14 protein-coding genes are annotated in these 18,494 nt (G+C 55.4%); 4 read left to right on the top strand and 10 right to left on the bottom strand.

The features are described from left to right. Nucleotides 1-117: 117 nt before the first annotated feature. Both HC757_RS09385 and hldE read right to left on the bottom strand, forming a co-directional pair. Nucleotides 118-963: a hypothetical protein gene (locus tag HC757_RS09385; protein WP_244623405.1), complete on the bottom strand. Its 846-nt coding sequence runs from the start codon at nucleotides 961-963 to the stop codon at nucleotides 118-120. A 16-nt stretch (nucleotides 964-979) separates the two neighbouring features. Further along, nucleotides 980-2,410 (bottom strand): bifunctional D-glycero-beta-D-manno-heptose-7-phosphate kinase/D-glycero-beta-D-manno-heptose 1-phosphate adenylyltransferase HldE, encoded by a 1,431-nt coding sequence (hldE, locus tag HC757_RS09380; RefSeq protein WP_169564086.1) that lies wholly within the window; start codon nucleotides 2,408-2,410, stop codon nucleotides 980-982. 103 nt (nucleotides 2,411-2,513) lie between these two features. Here hldE and HC757_RS09375 point away from each other — a divergent pair, with 103 nt between their 5' ends. The 4 genes from HC757_RS09375 (at nucleotide 2,514) to HC757_RS09360 (ending at nucleotide 8,876) form a co-directional block, all read left to right on the top strand. Further along, nucleotides 2,514-3,440 (top strand): LpxL/LpxP family Kdo(2)-lipid IV(A) lauroyl/palmitoleoyl acyltransferase, encoded by a 927-nt coding sequence (locus HC757_RS09375; protein WP_169564085.1) that lies wholly within the window; start codon nucleotides 2,514-2,516, stop codon nucleotides 3,438-3,440. Between the two features lie 333 nt (nucleotides 3,441-3,773). Beyond that, nucleotides 3,774-6,056 (top strand): nitric-oxide reductase large subunit, encoded by a 2,283-nt coding sequence (locus HC757_RS09370; protein WP_169564084.1) that lies wholly within the window; start codon nucleotides 3,774-3,776, stop codon nucleotides 6,054-6,056. 178 nt (nucleotides 6,057-6,234) lie between these two features. After that, nucleotides 6,235-7,779 (top strand): nitric oxide reductase transcriptional regulator NorR, encoded by a 1,545-nt coding sequence (gene norR / locus HC757_RS09365; RefSeq protein WP_169564083.1) that lies wholly within the window; start codon nucleotides 6,235-6,237, stop codon nucleotides 7,777-7,779. A gap of 182 nt (nucleotides 7,780-7,961) precedes the next feature. Next, nucleotides 7,962-8,876 (top strand): L,D-transpeptidase family protein, encoded by a 915-nt coding sequence (locus HC757_RS09360; protein ID WP_169564164.1) that lies wholly within the window; start codon nucleotides 7,962-7,964, stop codon nucleotides 8,874-8,876. A gap of 172 nt (nucleotides 8,877-9,048) precedes the next feature. Here HC757_RS09360 and HC757_RS09355 read toward each other — a convergent pair whose 3' ends face one another. The 8 genes from HC757_RS09355 to HC757_RS09320 form a co-directional block, all read right to left on the bottom strand. After that, nucleotides 9,049-9,876 (bottom strand): N-acetyl-ornithine deacetylase, encoded by an 828-nt coding sequence (locus HC757_RS09355; RefSeq protein WP_169564082.1) that lies wholly within the window; start codon nucleotides 9,874-9,876, stop codon nucleotides 9,049-9,051. 194 nt (nucleotides 9,877-10,070) lie between these two features. Then, a complete protein-coding gene (locus HC757_RS09350; RefSeq protein ID WP_244623387.1) occupies nucleotides 10,071-11,405 on the bottom strand; it encodes an O-antigen ligase family protein in 1,335 nt (444 codons plus the stop codon). 45 nt (nucleotides 11,406-11,450) lie between these two features. Beyond that, nucleotides 11,451-12,080, bottom strand: a complete 630-nt coding sequence (locus HC757_RS09345) for a hypothetical protein (protein ID WP_169564080.1) — start codon at nucleotides 12,078-12,080, stop codon at nucleotides 11,451-11,453. Between the two features lie 72 nt (nucleotides 12,081-12,152). Then, nucleotides 12,153-12,878, bottom strand: coding sequence for a tyrosine-protein phosphatase (locus HC757_RS09340; protein WP_169564079.1), 726 nt, complete (start codon nucleotides 12,876-12,878; stop codon nucleotides 12,153-12,155). After that, nucleotides 12,875-15,064 (bottom strand): GumC family protein, encoded by a 2,190-nt coding sequence (locus HC757_RS09335; RefSeq protein ID WP_211164344.1) that lies wholly within the window; start codon nucleotides 15,062-15,064, stop codon nucleotides 12,875-12,877. The genes HC757_RS09340 and HC757_RS09335 overlap by 4 nt, the downstream gene beginning before the upstream one ends. Further along, on the bottom strand, nucleotides 15,064-15,582 hold the full coding sequence (locus HC757_RS09330; protein WP_169564078.1) for a polysaccharide biosynthesis/export family protein: 519 nt from the start codon (nucleotides 15,580-15,582) through the stop codon (nucleotides 15,064-15,066). Before HC757_RS09330 ends, HC757_RS09335 begins: the two co-directional genes overlap by 1 nt. 8 nt (nucleotides 15,583-15,590) lie before the next feature. Beyond that, nucleotides 15,591-16,793 (bottom strand): outer membrane beta-barrel protein, encoded by a 1,203-nt coding sequence (locus tag HC757_RS09325; RefSeq protein ID WP_169564077.1) that lies wholly within the window; start codon nucleotides 16,791-16,793, stop codon nucleotides 15,591-15,593. A 35-nt stretch (nucleotides 16,794-16,828) separates the two neighbouring features. Continuing rightward, nucleotides 16,829-18,229 carry an undecaprenyl-phosphate glucose phosphotransferase gene (locus HC757_RS09320; RefSeq protein WP_169564076.1) on the bottom strand — a complete coding sequence of 467 codons (1,401 nt, stop codon included), beginning with the start codon at nucleotides 18,227-18,229 and terminating at the stop codon, nucleotides 16,829-16,831. Between the last annotated feature and the right edge of the window lie 265 nt (nucleotides 18,230-18,494).

Genomic DNA, 18,494 nt, shown 5'->3' with positions numbered 1-18,494 from the left:
CTTCTTATTCTTGTGAATGAAAAGCTTACCAAAGCGGGCGAGAGAATACTGCTGGAAAAATGTGAAAACTAAGTGAATATCACTTACGTTCAGCTAAGGTTCAGTTCGCGGGAAAGCCTAAGGCGCCCCCTGCTCAGAAAGAGGCTGCATCGCCGCCTGTGTCAACCAGGCATCTGCCGCATTGGGGCCCATCAATGCCCTCAAGGTGGGCTGCAGGTAGTAACCCAGCCTGGCCTTGCGCCAGAAGATATACCTGGGCAGGTCTTGCACAGCCCCGGGACCGAAGGTGCGCTGGATCAGGCTCGAAAATTCTCCCAGGGCATCGGCGTCATACTGCCGCAACAGGGGATAGCTGGCCTTCAGGAAGTCGGCGTAATGGCCGAAGCCCATCAGCTGGCCGGCATCATACTTTTCCAGTAATTGCCGCAACACAGGAGGACTCCAGTGTGACATGTTGGTGACATCGGCCAGCACCGCCAGGTTGCGCCTATGGTATTGCTGCCAAGCCAAGTCGAGACTGCCTGTCTCATGGACACTGCGCCAGACGAGATAGATGTCGGCCAGCCATTCATGCTGATAGGGCCTCAGCTCGAGAGGCAAGACGGTACCCCGCAGCGCCAGGTTCTGCAGATGGCCCAATTCATGCCACAGGGTGAGTTCGTGCTGCCGGGTCAGAGGCAAACTATAGCCCTCGCCCCCCAGGTTCACCGACAGCGAGGTGCGATCTCCGTTGTCATTCACCAGCACCAGACCGGCACATTCAGCGTCTGACGTGGGCATCACCATGGCACTGCGCAGCCCCATGGCGCCGAGGATCTTGCTCTCGCTGTCGGGCAGCTGGCGCCGCACCTCAGGGCTCAACTCCTCCAGACACAGACTCAGGAGGGACACGGGGCACACCAGTGCCTGTGCCGAGCCGACCTGGGTCCAGTAGAGGCCTGAGGCCAATGCCAGCGCCAACATGCTCACGCTATCAGCCTCACTTGTTGGCCATGATGTTTTCGATAATCGCCGTGGTCGAGACCCCGTCTTCGAAGCCCAGCACCTCGACCCGGCCGCCGTTGGCGAGCACTTCGGCGCCGCCGGCGATGTCTTCAACCTTATAGTCGCCGCCCTTGACCAGTAAGTCCGGCAGCAGGTGGGCGATCACCCGCTGCGGCGTGTCTTCAGTGAAGGGCAACACCCAGTCGACCGAAGCCAAACCGGCCAACACCGCCATCCGCCGCTCGACCGGATTGACGGGACGACCCTCGCCCTTGAGACGCTTCACCGAGGCATCGTCGTTGACCGCCACTATCAGCCTGTGGCCCAGCGCCTTGGCTTGTTTCAGGTAGCTGACATGGCCTGCATGCAATATATCGAAACAGCCGTTGGTCATCACTACCGTCTCACCGCGCTGGCGCGCCTGCTCGAGGGCATACACCAGTTGATCTTCGCTGATGACGCCAAACCCTGACTCCCCATGATGGGCAGACAAGGCCTGGATAAGCTCGATGCGGCTCACGGTCGAGGTGCCGAGCTTACCGACCACGACACCCGCTGCCGTGTTGGCTATGGCACAGGCCTGGGGCAGGTCACTGCCGGCGGCGAGTGAAATCGCCAGGGCCGAGATCACTGTATCGCCGGCACCCGTGACGTCAAACACTTCCCTGGCCACCGTGGGTATGTGCAGCTCGGCTTGCCCGGGCGTGACCAAGGTCATGCCTTTCTCCGAACGCGTCACCAGGATGGCGCCGAAGTCGTGTTGCTGCAGCAGCTTGTTGGCCTTCTCCAGCAGGTCGGCTTCCGAGGTGACAGTGCCGACAACCGCCTCAAATTCACTCATGTTGGGGGTGATCAGGGAGGCGCCCCGATAGCGAGCGAAATCGCTGCCCTTGGGATCCACCAGCACCTGGATGCCCTTGGCGCGCGCCTGGGCGATGAATTCCTGCGGGTTGTCGATGGCCCCCTTGGCATAATCGGACAGCACCAGCACCCCGACACCGTCCAGCAGGGCGCGGCTACGCTCGAGCAGCCGCTGGCTGTCAGCCTTGGCGAAGGGCTCTTCAAAGTCCAGGCGGATCAGCTGTTGGTTACGCGACAGCACCCTGAGCTTGGTGATGGTGGGTTTATCGCTCACTTCGAGCCACTCAGGCTCGACCCCCAAGGTTTTCACCCCAAGTGTCAACGCCGCGGCGGCTTCGTCTTGGCCCACGAGTCCCGCCAGTTGCACCTGGCCACCCAGGGTCGCTATGTTCAGCGCGACGTTGGCCGCACCGCCGGGCCTGTCTTCGATCTGATTGATCTTGACCACAGGCACAGGCGCCTCCGGCGAAATACGCCCCGTGGGGCCGACCCAGTAACGGTCTAACATCACGTCACCGACGACTAATACTTTGGCTTTTTCGAACGCTGGCAGAGTAACCTTCATAGGGGATCTTATTTTTTACCCGAATTAAACCCTGATTGTACCTAATTTCCGGCAAAATTTGAGTTAGAATGTGCAGTAATTTTTGCAAAGTTTAGAGTTCATTGTGGTAGAGAAAGCCGAATTTTCATCTCATCTGTATCATCCCAAATATTGGCTCTTGTGGCTCGGCGTTGGCCTGATGCGGCTGACCCAGCTATTACCGTTGCGCTGGCAGATGCGACTGGGCGCCGGCATCGGCCGGCTGGCGATGGCGCTCGCCGGCAGCCGCACCCATACGGCCAGGCGCAACCTGGAGCTATGCTTTCCCGACATGTCCCCCGCCGAGCGCCGAGCCCTGCTCGAACGTAATTTCGAGGAAACCGGCAAGGCAATATTCGATACCATCAATGGCTGGTGGTGGTCGGATGCGAAAATCCACCGCCATATGCAGATCCAGGGGCAAGAGCATGTGCGCCGGACGCTGGACGCAGGTCAGGGGGTGATACTGTTCGCAGTACATTGTCTGCCGCTGGAAATGGGCGCCCGCATCTTCGGTCAATTTCAACCCGGCGTCGGCGTCTACCGCCCCCACGACAATCCCGTGATGGAATACCTGCAGGTGAAGGGCCGGCTGCGCTCCAACAAGGCCCTGGTCCCTAAGCGGGATCTGCGCCAGATGGTGCGTTGCCTGCGTCATCCGGATGTGATCTGGTACACGGCGGATCAGGACTTCGGCCGCTCCAGCGCCGTCTTCATCCCCTTCTTCGCCGTGCCCGATGCCGCCACCATCACCGGCGCCACCACATTGGCACGCCTGGGTAAGGCCAAGGTGCTGCCGTTCTTTGTCGAGCGCACCGAGGGCGATGCGGGTTACCGCATAGAGATACTGCCACCACTGGAGGACTTTCCCGGTGAGGATGAAACCCAGGACGCCATCCGGGGGAATAAGATCATCGAAACGCTTATCGAAAAAAATCCGGCCCAATACATGTGGTTGCACCGACGCTTCAAGACCCGCCCCCAGCCGGAAGGCGCCTCGCTCTACCAATAGGGTTTATCCATCACCTTTTACAGGCATGACAAACAACGCCGGCGATAATGCCGGCGTTGTTATGCCAGGGCGTCGGCCCGAGTCGCAGGCGTCATCGAGAGCCAATAGCGGCAGTCAAAATGCCCTGTGTGTCGTGCCCTGTCTTTATGACCCAGCCCCGCGGGTGTCATAAAGACATGCATGTCGAAATGACAATCAAAGACATTGTCATAAGGACAACCAACGCCAGCATAAAACAAACAAAACTACTTTAAATCAATAAGATGCAAGGTTGGCATAAAACCCGCAATAGCTAAGACGTCTGTATCAATTGACGTTGTGCTAAGGGGATTTATGAGCAAATTACGACTCACGGCAATCGCGCTGCTAATAGTGCTGATCGCTTCATTTACCGTACTACTGAGTCTGGGTAGTGAAATATACCAGGAGAAACCACCCATACCGACCGCGTTCAGTGACGTCGGCGGTCAGGTCATATTCTCCCAAAACGACATAGAGCAAGGCCAGCTGGTGTGGCGCTCCATGGGTGGCCATCAACTCGGTTCAATTTGGGGACACGGCTCCTACGTCGCCCCGGATTGGACGGCCGACTGGCTGCATAAGGAGGCTCAGGCCTGGCTGAACATCACGGCCCAGCAAACACTGCAACAAGACTTTGCCGACCTATCGGTACAGGAACAGGCCAAGCTTGAACAGGCGCTGCGCGATGATATGCGCCACAACACTGTGATGCAAAATGCCGATGGCACCACCCAAGTGACACTGTCAAACACCCGCATCGACGCCATAAAAGCAGTCAGCGATCACTATCTGGCGCTGTTCGGTGATGATCCTGAACTGTCTGGCCTGCGTGAACAGTACGCCATGAAAGAAGGCACAGTGCCTGATCTTGGCCGCCGTGAACAATTGAATGCCTTCCTGTTCTGGGGTGCATGGGCCGCGATTACCGAACGTCCGGGTGAAAACTACACTTATACCAACAACTGGCCCTTCGATCCTCAGTTAGGCAATACCCCAACTTCCGATAACATAGTCTGGTCAATCCTGAGTATCGTGACCCTGATTGGGGGGGTCGGCGCCCTGTTGTGGCACCATGCCAGCGGTAAACACGAGAGCCTGCCTAAGCCCGCCGAGCAAGATCCGCTGTTCATGACCAAGCCAACGGCATCCCAGAAGGCGGTCGGCAAGTACTTCGTCACCGCCGTGGGCCTGTTCCTGCTGCAAATACTGCTGGGCGGCATCACGGCCCACTATGCGGTGGAGGGGCAAAACTTCTACGGCCTGCCACTGTCTGAAATTTTACCTTACTCTGTTACCCGCACCTGGCACACCCAGTTAGCGGTGTTCTGGATTGCCACGGCTTGGCTGGGTACCGGCCTTTACATAGCACCGGCGCTCTCGGGTTATGAGCCCAAGTTCCAACGCCTGGGAGTCAATGTGCTCTGGGTCGCCCTGGTGATAGTGGTGCTGGGTTCCATGGCCGGTGAATGGATTGGGGTGCAACAGTACTTCAGCCTGGATATGAACTTCCTGTTCGGTCATCAGGGGTATGAATACATAGATCTGGGCCGTGTCTGGCAGGTGTTGCTGCTGGCTGGCTTGCTTATCTGGTTGGCACTGGTGACGGCCGCCATACGTCCAGCGCTGAAGGTGCGTGACGACATGCGCGCCGTGGTCTGGGTGCTGTACGCTTCCTGTGTTGCCATAGGCCTGTTCTACGGCGCCGGTCTGTTCATGGGCAAGCACACCAATCTGGCTATCGCCGAATACTGGCGCTGGTGGGTAGTGCACCTGTGGGTCGAAGGCTTCTTCGAAACCTTCGCCACCTCGGTCATCGCCCTGATGCTGGTTCGCCTGGGTCTGATCCGCGGCCGCAGCGCCAACAGTGCCGTGCTGTTCACGACCGTCATCTTCCTGACCGGCGGCCTGATAGGCACCCTGCACCACTTGTACTTCACCGGTGCACCGACGCCTGTCATAGCTTGGGGCGCCATCTTCTCGGCTCTGGAAGTCGTGCCCTTGGCCATCATAGGCTTCGAAGCGATGGAAACCTTCCGCCTGCGCAAGGCCAGCCCCTGGATGCATAGATATCACTGGTCTATCATGTTTTTCGTGGCTACCGCCTTCTGGAACCTGGTCGGTGCCGGTATGCTGGGCTTCCTGATCAATCCCCCCATCTCCCTGTACTTCATCCAGGGCCTGAACACCACGGCGACCCACGGTCACGCGGCGTTCATGGGAGTGTATGGCATGCTGGGCATGGGGCTGATGCTCTTCTGTCTGCGTGGGATCACGGGCAAAATGCAGTGGAACGACAAGCTGCTCAAGGGGGCCTTCTGGAGCCTGAACCTGGGTCTGGCGGCCATGGTGTTCATGTCACTGCTGCCCGTCGGCCTGACCCAGTTCTTCGCTGTCATAGACCACGGTTACTGGTACGCCCGTTCGCCTGCCGTCATCCACAGCGCCACGGTTGAAAACCTGGTGTGGATGCGTATGTTCGGTGACGTCATCTTCAGCTTCGGTGCCTTGTTCATGGGAGCCTTCCTGGTCGATTTGCTCAAGAAGACCCTGGGCAACAAGCCTCAGGCTATCGGTGAGGTGCTGCCGACGCGTTAATCGCCACACAGCTACTGCTCACTCACATTGGAGCCGCTCGCGGCTCCTTTTTTATGAAGTCGAAGAAATATAGATCCAAATCAAAGATTGCATCTGTGGTGGGTGTCAATATGACAACAAATTACCCAACCTGGTAGGACTCATGCAATCTCAACCTAGCTCTCATGTGGAGAATGCCATGGCTTTGAGTCAATCCGATCTCACTCGCATCGCACTGGATATCACCTCTGGACTGGCAAATCGCGACAGGTATTCGCGTCTGCTGAACACAGTGCGCCAGAATCTACAATGTGACGCCGCCGCCCTGCTCGCCTTCCAGGGGGAATACTTTACCCCACTGGCGATAGACGGCCTCAATGCCGATGTGTTGGGGCGTCGCTTCATTCTCAGTGAACACCCGAGGCTGGAAGCCATAGCCCGTGCCGGAGACATAGTCCGCTTTCCCGCCAACAGCGAGCTGGCCGATCCCTACGATGGCCTCATTCCCAATCAGGGTGACGAGCTAAGGGTCCATGCCTGCATAGGGCTGCCGCTGTTTGCCAATGAACGCCTCATAGGGGCCGTCACCATAGATGCCTTCAACCCAGAGCAATTCGACAAATTCAATAACACAGAACTGAGAAACCTGAGTGCCATCGCCGCGGCATCGCTGAACAATGCCCTCATGGTGGAAAAACTGGAGAGAATGGCGATACACAGCCAGGAAACCGTCGACGACCATAGTGTCAACATAAGTTCAGACTCGGAAATCATAGGCCACTCGGACGTCATGCTGAGCCTGAATAAAGAACTGCAGGTGGTTGCCAACACAGATCTGAACGTACTCATCTTAGGTGAAACCGGGACGGGAAAGGAGTTGGTCGCCAAGGCCATACACCAAGGCTCGCAGCGGGCCGACAAACCTTTGGTCTACCTCAACTGCGCCGCCCTGCCCGAATCCGTGGCCGAAAGTGAACTCTTTGGCCATGTTAAGGGGGCTTTCACCGGCGCCATAAGCCATAGAAGCGGCAAGTTCGAGATGGCAGACAAGGGCACCCTATTCCTGGATGAGATAGGTGAGCTGCCGCTGTCGTTGCAAGCCAAACTGCTGCGGGTACTGCAATATGGCGATCTGCAGAAGATAGGTGACGATCGCAGCCTCAAGGTCGATGTGCGCATCATAGCCGCGACCAATAAAGAGTTGAAAACCGAGGTACTCGAAGGTCGGTTTCGTGCCGATTTATACCACAGGCTCAGCGTATTTCCCCTGCTGGTGCCCCCGCTGAGAGACAGAGAAGAAGACATCACCTTGCTGAGCGGTTTCTTCGCCGAACGTTACCGCCAGAAATTAGGACTCAAACACCTCAACCTGAGCCCCTCCAGCCTGAGCTTGTTAAACCAATATGCCTGGCCGGGCAATGTTCGCGAGCTGGAACATGCGGTCCACAGGGCCGCCATCCTCGCCCGCTCCCAAAGCGCCGATGAGATCTGCATCATCAAGCCGGAACATTTCGAACTGGCAGGCCGGCAGCGGGACATCAAGCAGGAAATGAATCACCCTCAAATACCGCCGACCTATTGCCACTATACCGGCAGCCTCAAGCAGGCCACCGACGAGTTTCAGGCAGATTACATACGCCAGACCCTGACACAGCAAGGCGACAACTGGGCGGCAACCGCCAGAAACCTGCAGCTGGACTCGGGCAATCTGCATAGACTCGCCAAGCGGCTGGGACTAAAATAACCGCAAAGAAAGGAGCTCAGAGCCATTTAGCAGTTGAAATTATGTGCGAAATAAGCAAGGATGCGGGCCCTATGCCGCCGACTCTGGCAGTGCTTTGTGCACTCTTTGTTGCAGTACCTATGAGGTACTCGCAGCCGCGGCCAGCCAACACCTTTACTAATAGGACTTGTAGTTACCCTATGATGAGTATGCTTCGTACCACGGCATTATTATTGCCGCTCATGCTGGTTAGTTTGTCGCTTTCCGCCCTGGAATATCCCCTGCCGCCGGCACACAGCAGGCTCATAGGTGAGAATCAGCATTATCTGGTGCCCGATGATAAGCGCACCCTGGAAGCTATCGCCGCCGAATTTCAACTCGGCCTGACCAACCTGCTGGAGGCCAATCCAGGGGTGGATCCTTTCTTGCCGACCCCGGGCAGCAGCCTGTTAATCCCCCATCAACTGATCCTGCCCGACGCCCCCCGCGAAGGCATAGTCATCAATGTGGCCGAAATGCGCCTCTACTATTACCCCAAGGGCAAGAAGACGGTCGAAGTGCTGCCCATAGGCATAGGCCAGATAGGCAAAGACACCCCGGAGAACTGGGTCACCCAGGTCTACCGCAAACGCGCCAATCCGACGTGGACGCCGACGGCCAAGGTACACAAGGAATATGCCGACATGGGCCAAACCTTGCCTAAGGTATGGCCCGCAGGTCCAGATAACCCTATGGGGCTCTTCGCCCTCTACATAGGCAAGCTGTACGCCATTCATGGCACCAATGCCAACTTCGGTATCGGCCTCAGGGTCAGTCATGGCTGTGTTCGCCTGCGCAACGACGACATAGAACACTTATTCAATTCGGTGCCTACGGGTACCCGAGTGCAGTTCGTCAACCAGCCAATCAAGGCCACAGAAGAGCCGGACGGCAAGCGTTATCTCGCCGTCCATCAGCCGCTGTCGCGCTCAGTGGAAGAATTTGAATCCCGGGAGCCGGTCAGCCTGACGCTGCCGAGGGAGATCACCCGCTTCATCGCCAAGGCGGATACCAACTCCCATGTGATCAAGCAATTGCTGGATCAGCGCAGCGGCATACCGACACAGATCAACAACTGACGGCTGGGGGTGCGCCTCTTGCTCACAAGTGACTATAGGGTTTAGCGGGGGTTAGCCATGGTCACTCGCCTGCTTACTCAGGCATCGACTGCTGGTTTTCGGTAGGAAAGGCCCAGAGAACGCGACATGGGCGCATCCTCCAGGACGGTAAGGCTCACTAGAACGGCAGGGCTCACTCGCCCGCTGGGGCGCACACGTTGAGGAAGGCCGTCATCACGGCGCTGTTGGCCAAGATCCTCTGATCGAAATTCTGCAACCCAGGGGTCTCGCTGCAGGCTCCGAGCTTAGCGCCGCTGCGGACCAGGAAAGCCTCGAACGAGGTATCGAAGTGGTTGAATATGACGCCATCCTTCACAGGACAGCCGTCTATGGCGTCATCGACGGCTTGGGGGAAGTACTGGGTTAAGGCATCACGCAATCCCAGGCTGAAACGTCCCGGCACCTGGCTGGGCTCGAAGGAATACACATAGGTCTGCTGCTGCAGCACGTCTTCATGACAGGTCAGTATGCCGTCGCGGCTGGCCGCCAATAATAACTGGCTATGCTCGAGCAACATCTTACCCTCGACCGAGGTATCCGAGTTGGCTTTGGGTTTGCCATTCTCCAGCACGAAACCACGATTGGGATTCTCACCGAACTTGTTGAATCTATGCCCCTTCTTGAAACCGGTCGGATTCACCAGCGGCAACAGAGTCAGATTGACCCGCTCGAACAGCTCGCTGCCGGCCTCGCTCAGAAAATGCACCAAGCCCCAGGGGCCGGCGGCTTCTTCACCGTGAAAACCTGCGCTGATCAGCACAGACGGCAACCCCGCCTTGGGCGCGGGAGACTGATACAAGTGAATGGGATAATCGCCGACCTCCCCGAGTTTCTTCGATGTCAGTCCAAGACGACGGGTTTCCTGGGCCAACTGAAGATAGAAGCTGTCTATATCCGTGCTTTCGCAATCGAAAATATTGGACGTCCACTGAAAGGATTCGAACGGGGATCTGCTTGCCATATACGCACTTAATGCCGGAAAAGGAACTCAGCCATAATAGCAGTTCTGATAGAAAACTGAATCCTATTCAAATGAATCTGCACAAAATTCATCTGCAGGCCGGCGCCGCGGTCGGCGGCCCTGCCAACAGCGAAAACGGCGCTATATTCCAGCAAGAGGCAGAGGGTAAGACTGCACACCTACCCCATAGAAAACTAGGCCCTTGCAGCCCTGGTTTCCGCCGGCAGGTAACGCACCAAATAACAGCAAGTCAACACGCAAAGAAACAGCAAGGCATTGGAAGGCGACTGCAGGTTAAAGTCTACCGTGATGTGCAGCAACATGAACACTATCGCCATGGCACAACCGAAGGCTATCCCTCGATACAGCTTCTCCTGTCGCAGGTACATGCTGCGGCAGGCGAGCCAGAAGGCGTATAGCACCCAAAGACCCAGCAACACAGTGGCAGGGATACCAAACTCCAGCGCAAATTGCAGATAGTCGTTATGGGCATGGTCATAGAAGCCGGAATAGATATTGGGCTGATAATTGGGAAACACTGTATAGAAGCTGCCACCGCCGGTGCCGGCCAGCCAGTGCTGCTCGACTATCGGCAGGCTATCTATCACGACCTCATCACGGGTTTCTGAGGCGAAGCTGGTATCTTCGATACGCTGTTTGACCTTCTCCAGGCCAAACATGGAACCCACGATAATCAGATCCAGCACGAAGATGCTCAGCACCAGAGGTTTGAATAACCTGGGCGGATTGCGATAGATGAACAGCGCCAGCAAGGCCACCCCACCCAAGGCGGTAAAGAAGCCGGCATTGCCCATACGGGAGCGACTGAGGATGAGGCCTATGATCATGATGATAATCGCCAGCCGCAGAATAAACTTACGGCTGAGCAGGTTATTCATGGCGCCCACCAAGAAGCCGCGCACGGTAAACTGGCTCTTGCCGGTCTTCATCTCGGATATCAGCCAGCCGATAGCCAAACTGAGACAGAGGCCTAAATAGTTGGCGAAGTGATTCTGATACACGAAAGAGCCACGGGCACGGCCTGCCTCCGGATATCCCCAGATGGGAGAAGTATCAAACTGCAGCAGGTTGATCACAGTGCCATAGAAGGCCTGCAGGCAACCGGAAATGATGATCGCCACCAGCAAAACACGCAACAGCCTGGCCGAGAGGCAATACTGGCTCACCAACAGGATAAAAAAAGCGAAAAAAACGGATTTAATCAACAGGGTACGGGTTTGATAGGGATCGACGGTCGCTATGTCCGGCACTATCCCCGTGAGTTGCAGCGCCATGAAACCTATGAATCCCCACAGAGGCAGGAGCAACTGCCACTGCCAACGCGAACGCACCAGGGGGGAGGAGTAAATAATGCAATGGCTGAGATGTGCCAGGGTCAGAATGGCGATAGCCAATTCGAGCAAAGACCAGGCCCAGGGGCGATTGCTGCCCAGGGGGATCGGCATCCAGACGAGCAGCAGCCCCAACGCCAGCACCATACCTGTGGCAAAGCTATGTCGTTTTTCCATCATAATTCCTGAACAAAATCACTGGGACTCACCCTTATCGGGGCGTTAAGCTCGGCATACGTCACGATTCAACTGAGTGAGTTTCGCAGCCGGTAAGGGGTCAGACAGATTTTTCAAATAACTGCAGAGCGCACCGCTTCGCCGATACTGCCTGGCCAATTTGTTCACCAATTGGTAATGCCTGCCGTTAGCAAGCACTAACTTATGGGCACTTTGCAATACCAACAACTTCTGGCCGGCACTGAGTTCGGGCCAAAAATTGAAGCCCACCACCAACACCTGCCGCAGTACTTCCGGGGTGAAGGGACCATAATCCAGCGCCAAGCTCAGTTGGGGCCAAGCGGCGGCAAGATCCCGCCGGAAGAAGGCCAAGTGGTAAGCATAATCTGCGTAAGCGTTGGGCCAGTTGGGACGTTGGGCTATCGCCTGCCGATACAGGCTGGTCGATAATGACGTATCTATTTGATAAATACCGGCGAACGCCCCCCACTCCATCACCTTGGCCAGGGTCAGCTGATAATGGGGATTACCCGGCTCCAGTTCATAGGCCCGCTGGGCGGCCGACAAGGCATCCTCGAACTCTGGCGGCGTCAACTTAGCCTCAAGGTTCCAGATGTCTATATAGTGACGAGACTTGAAGTGATAGGCATTGGCCAAGCCGGTCTGAAACAGCAAAGGCAAGCTAGCCAAGAGAGCTAAGAGCAGCAGACAGGGGAGCAGTTTTCGAGACAGGAAATGGCGCATGGATTAAATAAACAAGGACTGGGAGATGGCACAAGGACGCTGTTGTACCAGCTCCAGCGCCTGGGTTTCACCAATCAACTCTTTGGCCCTGGCAAAAGCCTGGGCTAATTTGGGGGGACGACGCTTCTCGGAATGGGCATCGGATGCAATGACGGTGAACAGTTGTTCACCGAGCCAACGCTCACTCAGCGCCATGGCAACGTCACCGAAGTCACCAACGAGCGAGGCCGCAGTGAGCTGAAACAAACAACCACTGCGGACAAAAGGTCTTATCCTGTCGGGAAAAGCCTGCAGCTCGCGATTCCGTTCCGGGTGGGCAATCATGGGCAAGATATTATTGCGGATCAACCAATCGACCAGCCTATCGCTACCCGCAGGCACTTGGCTGTGAGGCAGCTCGAGCAACAACACCTTGGCCCCCTGATATTCACCTATGAAAGGCAATTCATTGCGCTCGGCCAGCATCATGACTTCCGGGCAGATACGAAATTCGGCTCCGGCCCGTATATCCACCCCAAGATCCAGGGGGGCTATCGCCTCATTCAGGGAGCTTAAGGCCGCCTGGATAGTCGCCAGATTGTTATCGAAGCGACCAATCTGAATATGGGGCGTGGCAACCATGCGGCTAATGCCCTGCTCGGCGGCGAGACGCACCAGAGCAATGGCATCATCCATTTCTCTGGCGCCATCATCGAGTCCCGGCAGAATATGACAATGCAAATCGATCAAGACACAGCCTCATTCGACTCATAGGCCTGATAATAGCCATACTGGCCATAATAGCTGCTGGCATTCTTGGGGTTGAACTGGTTCAACACCACGCCATACACCTTGGCATGTGCCTGGTTCAATTGTCCCAGCGTCTGTTTAACGGCACCGCTACGGGTATGATCCGCCTTCACCACCATCACCACGGCATCTGCATGGCCAACCAGCACCAGCGCATCGCTCACCGCCTGCACCGGCGGCGTATCTATGATGATCTTGTCATACTGTTCATTAAGCTGTGTCAGCAACTCGGCAAAACGCGGCGACACCAACAACTCCAAGGGGTTGAGGGGAATGGCACCCGCAGGCATGAGATCCACGTTCGGACGAACCTCCCTGACAATGCAGTCGCCAAGCGCGTCTGTGCCGGACAGGAAATTGGCCAAGCCCGCCTGATAGCTCGGCTGACCGAAGCGCATCCCCATGGTGGGTTTGCGCATATCGGCATCTATCACCAACACCCGCTCCAGTGACGAGAAGGCGAACGCCAGGTTCATGGACACAGAGGTTTTGCCTTCTCCCGGATAGGACGAAGTCACTTCGATGAACTTGAGACGCTTATCGATCGCCATCAGCGACAAGGAAGTACGAATCGAGCGCACCGCTTCCGAATGCAGCTTCTGCTCCGAGTCGAAGAAGGCAAAGTCCCGCTGTTCGCTGTTGCTGCGCTTCGCGGCCTTGGGCAAGTAACCCAGGGCACGTTGTGCCAACAGCAGCTCCACGTCCTGAGTGGTCTTGATGGTGTCGTTGAGCGCATCCAGCCCCAAGGCCAGCGCAATCCCCAGCCCCAGGCTCCCCGCAAAAGCCAGCAAGACGATCAGCGCTTTTTTCGGTTTCACAGGCGCGGTGGGGACCACAGCCCTGTCGGTGAAACGGGCAACCGGCGAGTCGAAGTCCCCCGTGACCTCGGTTTCCTTCTGTCGCGACAGGAAACTTTGGAATAACTGGCGGTTGGTTTCGACTTCACGCAGCATGCGGCGGTAATCCGTCTCAACCGAACTCAGCCGTTGAAACGCGCCCTTGGATTGGTTGAATTGCTGCTGCAGCGCCTGCAGATTCTGCTTCGCCGTTTGCGCTTCATCCTCTATGCCCTGCACCAGACGAGCTATTTGAGCATGCAGACTCTGTTGCACCGCGCTCAGCTCGGCCTCGGCAGCAATCATCTTGGGGTGTTTGGGGCCATAGACCTTACGCAGCTCGGATACCTTGCGCTCGACCAGAACGACTTCTTTCTTGACGTTCTGTATCGAAAGATGCGAGGTCACCTCGGGGAGGCTCTCCAGCCGCCCTATGTCAGTGGCGCCGTATTTACGCACCACCTTCATGAAGCTTTCGGCCTGAGCCAGGCTGGAGCGGGCCACGGTAATTTCATCGCTCAGGCGCTCGAGTTCCTTGGCATCGAGTGAGGTCACCCCCTCCACATCCACCAGGCCATGTTGCTGACGAAACTCTTCCAGGCGCAGCTCTGAGGCGTCCAGACGCTCACGCAGCTCCCCAAGGCGGCCACCCAGCCAGCTATTGGCTCTCTGGGTGATGCCCATCTTGGCTTCCAACTGGCTGTTGATATAAGCATCTCCCAAGGCATTGGCCACGGCGGCAGCCAGCTTGGCATCCGGGGTTTCAAAGCTGATCCGCACCAGCTGGGTCTTGCGCACCGGCTCTATGCTGATCTTCTCGATGAAGGCATCCAACTGCTGTTGCAGCCTGATGGCCTCGAGTTCCTCGGCGGAACGGGTCGCGCTCTCTTTCGGCAGAAAACTGAGCGAGGCCCTGATTTCACCGATAAGAGATGGTTTGGCGATGAAATCCGGATGTTTGGCGAGATCCAACTGGGTAAATACCCGCTCGGCGATGGAGCGGGATTTCAAAATCTCGAATTGGGTCAGATAATACTCGCTCTGCCCCGAGTTGATGCCATAGACCTCGTCAATCTTAATCGCCCTCGCCTCTTGAGCTTCGATCAAAAGGGTCGAGGTCGACTTGTAAATAGGCTCCATGCCGAGCACCACGAAGGCACTCAGCACAGTCACTAAGAGGGCCAGGGTGACGATACGCCACTTGACCCGGTTAACGACCTGAAGCATCTTGCCCAGGTCGATCACTTCGGTTTGCGATATTGCTTTGGGTTCTGCTGCTGATGGCATCATTAAAAAAATCTCTGCTCTATGATAATGGTGTCACCGGCGCTTATCTTGCTGTTGATGGAACCGTTTTCACTCTGTGTCTTGGCGCCTTCCCGGGAGATATAAATCTTATCCTGGGAGGCTCGCTCGGTGAGGCCGCCGGCCAGGGCTATCGCCTGGTTGACGGTCATCCCCGGCTGATAAGGATAACCGCCGGGCTTTTTCACCTCGCCATGGATATAGAAGGGCCGGTATTGGACTATGCCCACATACACATTGGGCTCAACCAGATAATCGCCCTTGAGGCCGTTATATACCAGCTGCTCCACATCCTTGATGGTCAAGCCGCGCAGTTGTAAGGTCCCCAGAAACGGGTAGTTTACCGTGCCACTGTCGGTCAGCTGGGTATCCAGCTCCAGCCCCTCCTCACCATAGACCTTGATCACGATTTCATCGCCCGGTCCCAGTTTATAGCTGTTATCAGCTGCCTGGGCGTTAACGCATCCCAGGCACAGGATCAGCATCAGTACTACAAATCGCATGTCAATTCCTAGAGTGTCATGTTCGCGCTAAGGTAGAACACATTCTTGTCAAACTTGATGTTTTCAACCGTGGAACTCTTGTCGGAGATATCGACACCGGCTTTCATGGTCAACCAACGCGCTGCGGCGTAGGTCACAGAAAGGTTGAAGCTATCGAGGGTATCATCACGATCTATGCCGGTATAAGCTTCTTTCATCCGGCTGAAACCTGCATCTGTTGACCAGATGGGTGACCACTCATGGGTCCAGTTAATGCCATAACTGGTCTCACGAATATAATCGCCATCTGTGCTGGGATCTTTCGCCTTACGACCCGAATTCAACTGCAGCGTCGAGTACGTCAGGGGTTGCCATGTGACACTGAGCAACCAGGCTAAACCGCCAAAGTCTTCACGGGCTTGATTATCGAAGTCTTTCTGTTGGTAACCGATACGGAAACTACCTGCGGTGGCGGCGGTAGCCTGCCAGTCGACACCCAACTTATAGTCACGGCTGCTGTTATCGCGATCGCCGCTTGGGTCGATTTCATCGTAACTGATGTTTTCCTGGCTGACTTCGGCAACCAGGCTGGTGTTAGCCCGGGTGTCATAATAGAAGGCAGTACCCAAGGCATAAGAGGCATAGTCTTTGTAGCGGGTCACGGCCTCGAAGTTGGTATAGTCTTTATCGTGAAGCTTGGCATTCAATCTGATGCGCGCCGGAGTCGTCATGGCACCATACTCGTAATAGCCACCCAGGTCATAACTGGTGAACTTGTTGGGTTCATCCTGCGCATTACCCGCGCCCTCGGATACCCCGGTACCCCTGTCTTCATGGCCTTTCAACCATAGGGCATTGAGGTTGAACCTGTTGCTCTGATTCAATTCGACGGCGGCATCCCCACCCAGGCGGAAATCGACATAATCATCGTCACTGCTGCTGAAGTAACGACCAGCTGCCACGGCAACATCCAGGCTGTACTGATCAGCACCGCGCAGTAGTTGTGCCCTCAACGCAGGTGTGACCTCGAGTACCCAACTCTCTTCTTCGTTGGCACTGCTGCTGGCGATGTTGTCATCGTGTTTCAACTTGGAATTCAGTCCTGGGATCAGATCTATGCCTGATGCGGTAGTGATAGCCCCTTGCTGTCCATCCTGCGCGGCAACTTGACCGGCAAGCAGGGTGCAGCCGCTGCTCAGGGCCAGGATACATAATTTAATTCCTTGGTTCATTTTTTAATTCCTTGATTCATACTTTAGTTACCCAGTTAATACGCATTTTTATTGGTAAAACCCGTAAAAAACGTCATATAGACGATTTTTATATCCAACCACAACGACCAGTTGCGAATATAGGCCAAATCATACTCGATTCTTTTTTCCATCTTTTCCAAGGTATCGGTTTCGCCACGCCAGCCATTCACCTGAGCCCAGCCGGTAATGCCGGGGCGCACCTTATGACGCAACATGTAATAGTTCACCAGCTGGCGGTATTCTTCATTATGTGCCACGGCATGGGGACGGGGACCGACGACCGACATATCGCCCATCAACACATTGAAAAATTGGGGTAGTTCATCCAAGGAAGTGCGACGCAAAAAAGCACCGAATGGCGTAATACGTCTGTCCCCCCTCGTCGCCTGAGTCACTTTATCACCATTTTCAGCCACAGTCATGGAGCGAAATTTATAAACACCAATCCGCTTTCCATCCAGCCCATAGCGATCCTGATGAAATAATACCGGGCCCCGCGAGGTCAATTTAATCCCAAGGGCGATAATGACCAACAAGGGGGCAATGGCGAGCAAGACACAAATACTGAATAGGATATCGAAGCTGCGTTTATAAAAGTCTTTCATACCATTAAGCGGCGACTCGAACACGCTGATAGTATCTATCTCACCCACGCTGCCAATACGCGCATGCATCAGGTTCTTAAGCATAAAATCCGGGATCAATAGCACGTCTACGGTAGTATCACCGAGCGCCTGTATAATAGTGGCGATCCGCTTCTCGGCCCATATGGGCAAACACAGGTATAACTTGGCCACTGCACCGCGGCGAGCCAAGGCGACGGCATCCTCAATAGAACCGGCAATAAGTTGCGGGTCAAACTCTTTCAAGCGCTCTGCGTCACGATCATCGAAGAAACCAACACAGTCGAACCCCAACTCGATATTTTCCTCGATCTGGCGATGCAGTTCCATGCTCGAGTGGGTCAAGCCTATGATGGCCACCTTCTGCATGCTCAAGCCATGCTGACGTCGATAGGTTTTAATGGCTTTCGCCGTGACTCGCCAGGCAACCAGAATGAACCAGGCACAAAGAAACCACCCCAGTATCACGACCCGGGAATAGGTCTCGCCTTCTTTGAGAATGAATAGCGCGGCCACGATCAAAAAGAATGACAACAGGAGTATGCCGGACAGAGACCAAATCATTCGCGAGAAACGCCCAATCCGCCATGATTTGTAGAGTTGTGCAGACTCAGCCAGGTAGGTGAATAAAAACAACTCTACCGCCAGTAACAACAGATAGCTGCGATCGAGCTCGACACCATAAAGCACCAGCATGGTGGCTAACGCCATCCCGAGGATCAGCACATCGATGAAGCGGTATAGGAAAGAAAAACTATTATTTTCAAACTTGAAATTTGACGGCCCTGTCATATTACGGTTCCTCCCTGGTGACGTTCATAATCCTTGAACAATACCCAAATTAATAGTGTGGAATGATACCTGTTTTCACAGCAACAAAAAAGTGGCACCAGCCTAAAATCGTCAATAAAACAGCTTCACATCGTGCATTGTCAACAAAATGACTTAAACGCGAAACTGATGTCATAAGACAATTTTGCTCACAAGTCCAACTGACAAGCTTAAGGCAAAGCATAGAAGGAAACGCCAACAGGATTGCCTAAAAAGACATCAATCT

Source organism: Shewanella salipaludis, from assembly GCF_012911865.1.
In the GTDB taxonomy this organism is placed as follows: Bacteria; Pseudomonadota; Gammaproteobacteria; order Enterobacterales; family Shewanellaceae; genus Shewanella; species Shewanella salipaludis.
The sequence above is the reverse complement of the archived record's forward strand: the minus strand, read 5'-3'. Positions and strand labels throughout refer to the sequence as shown.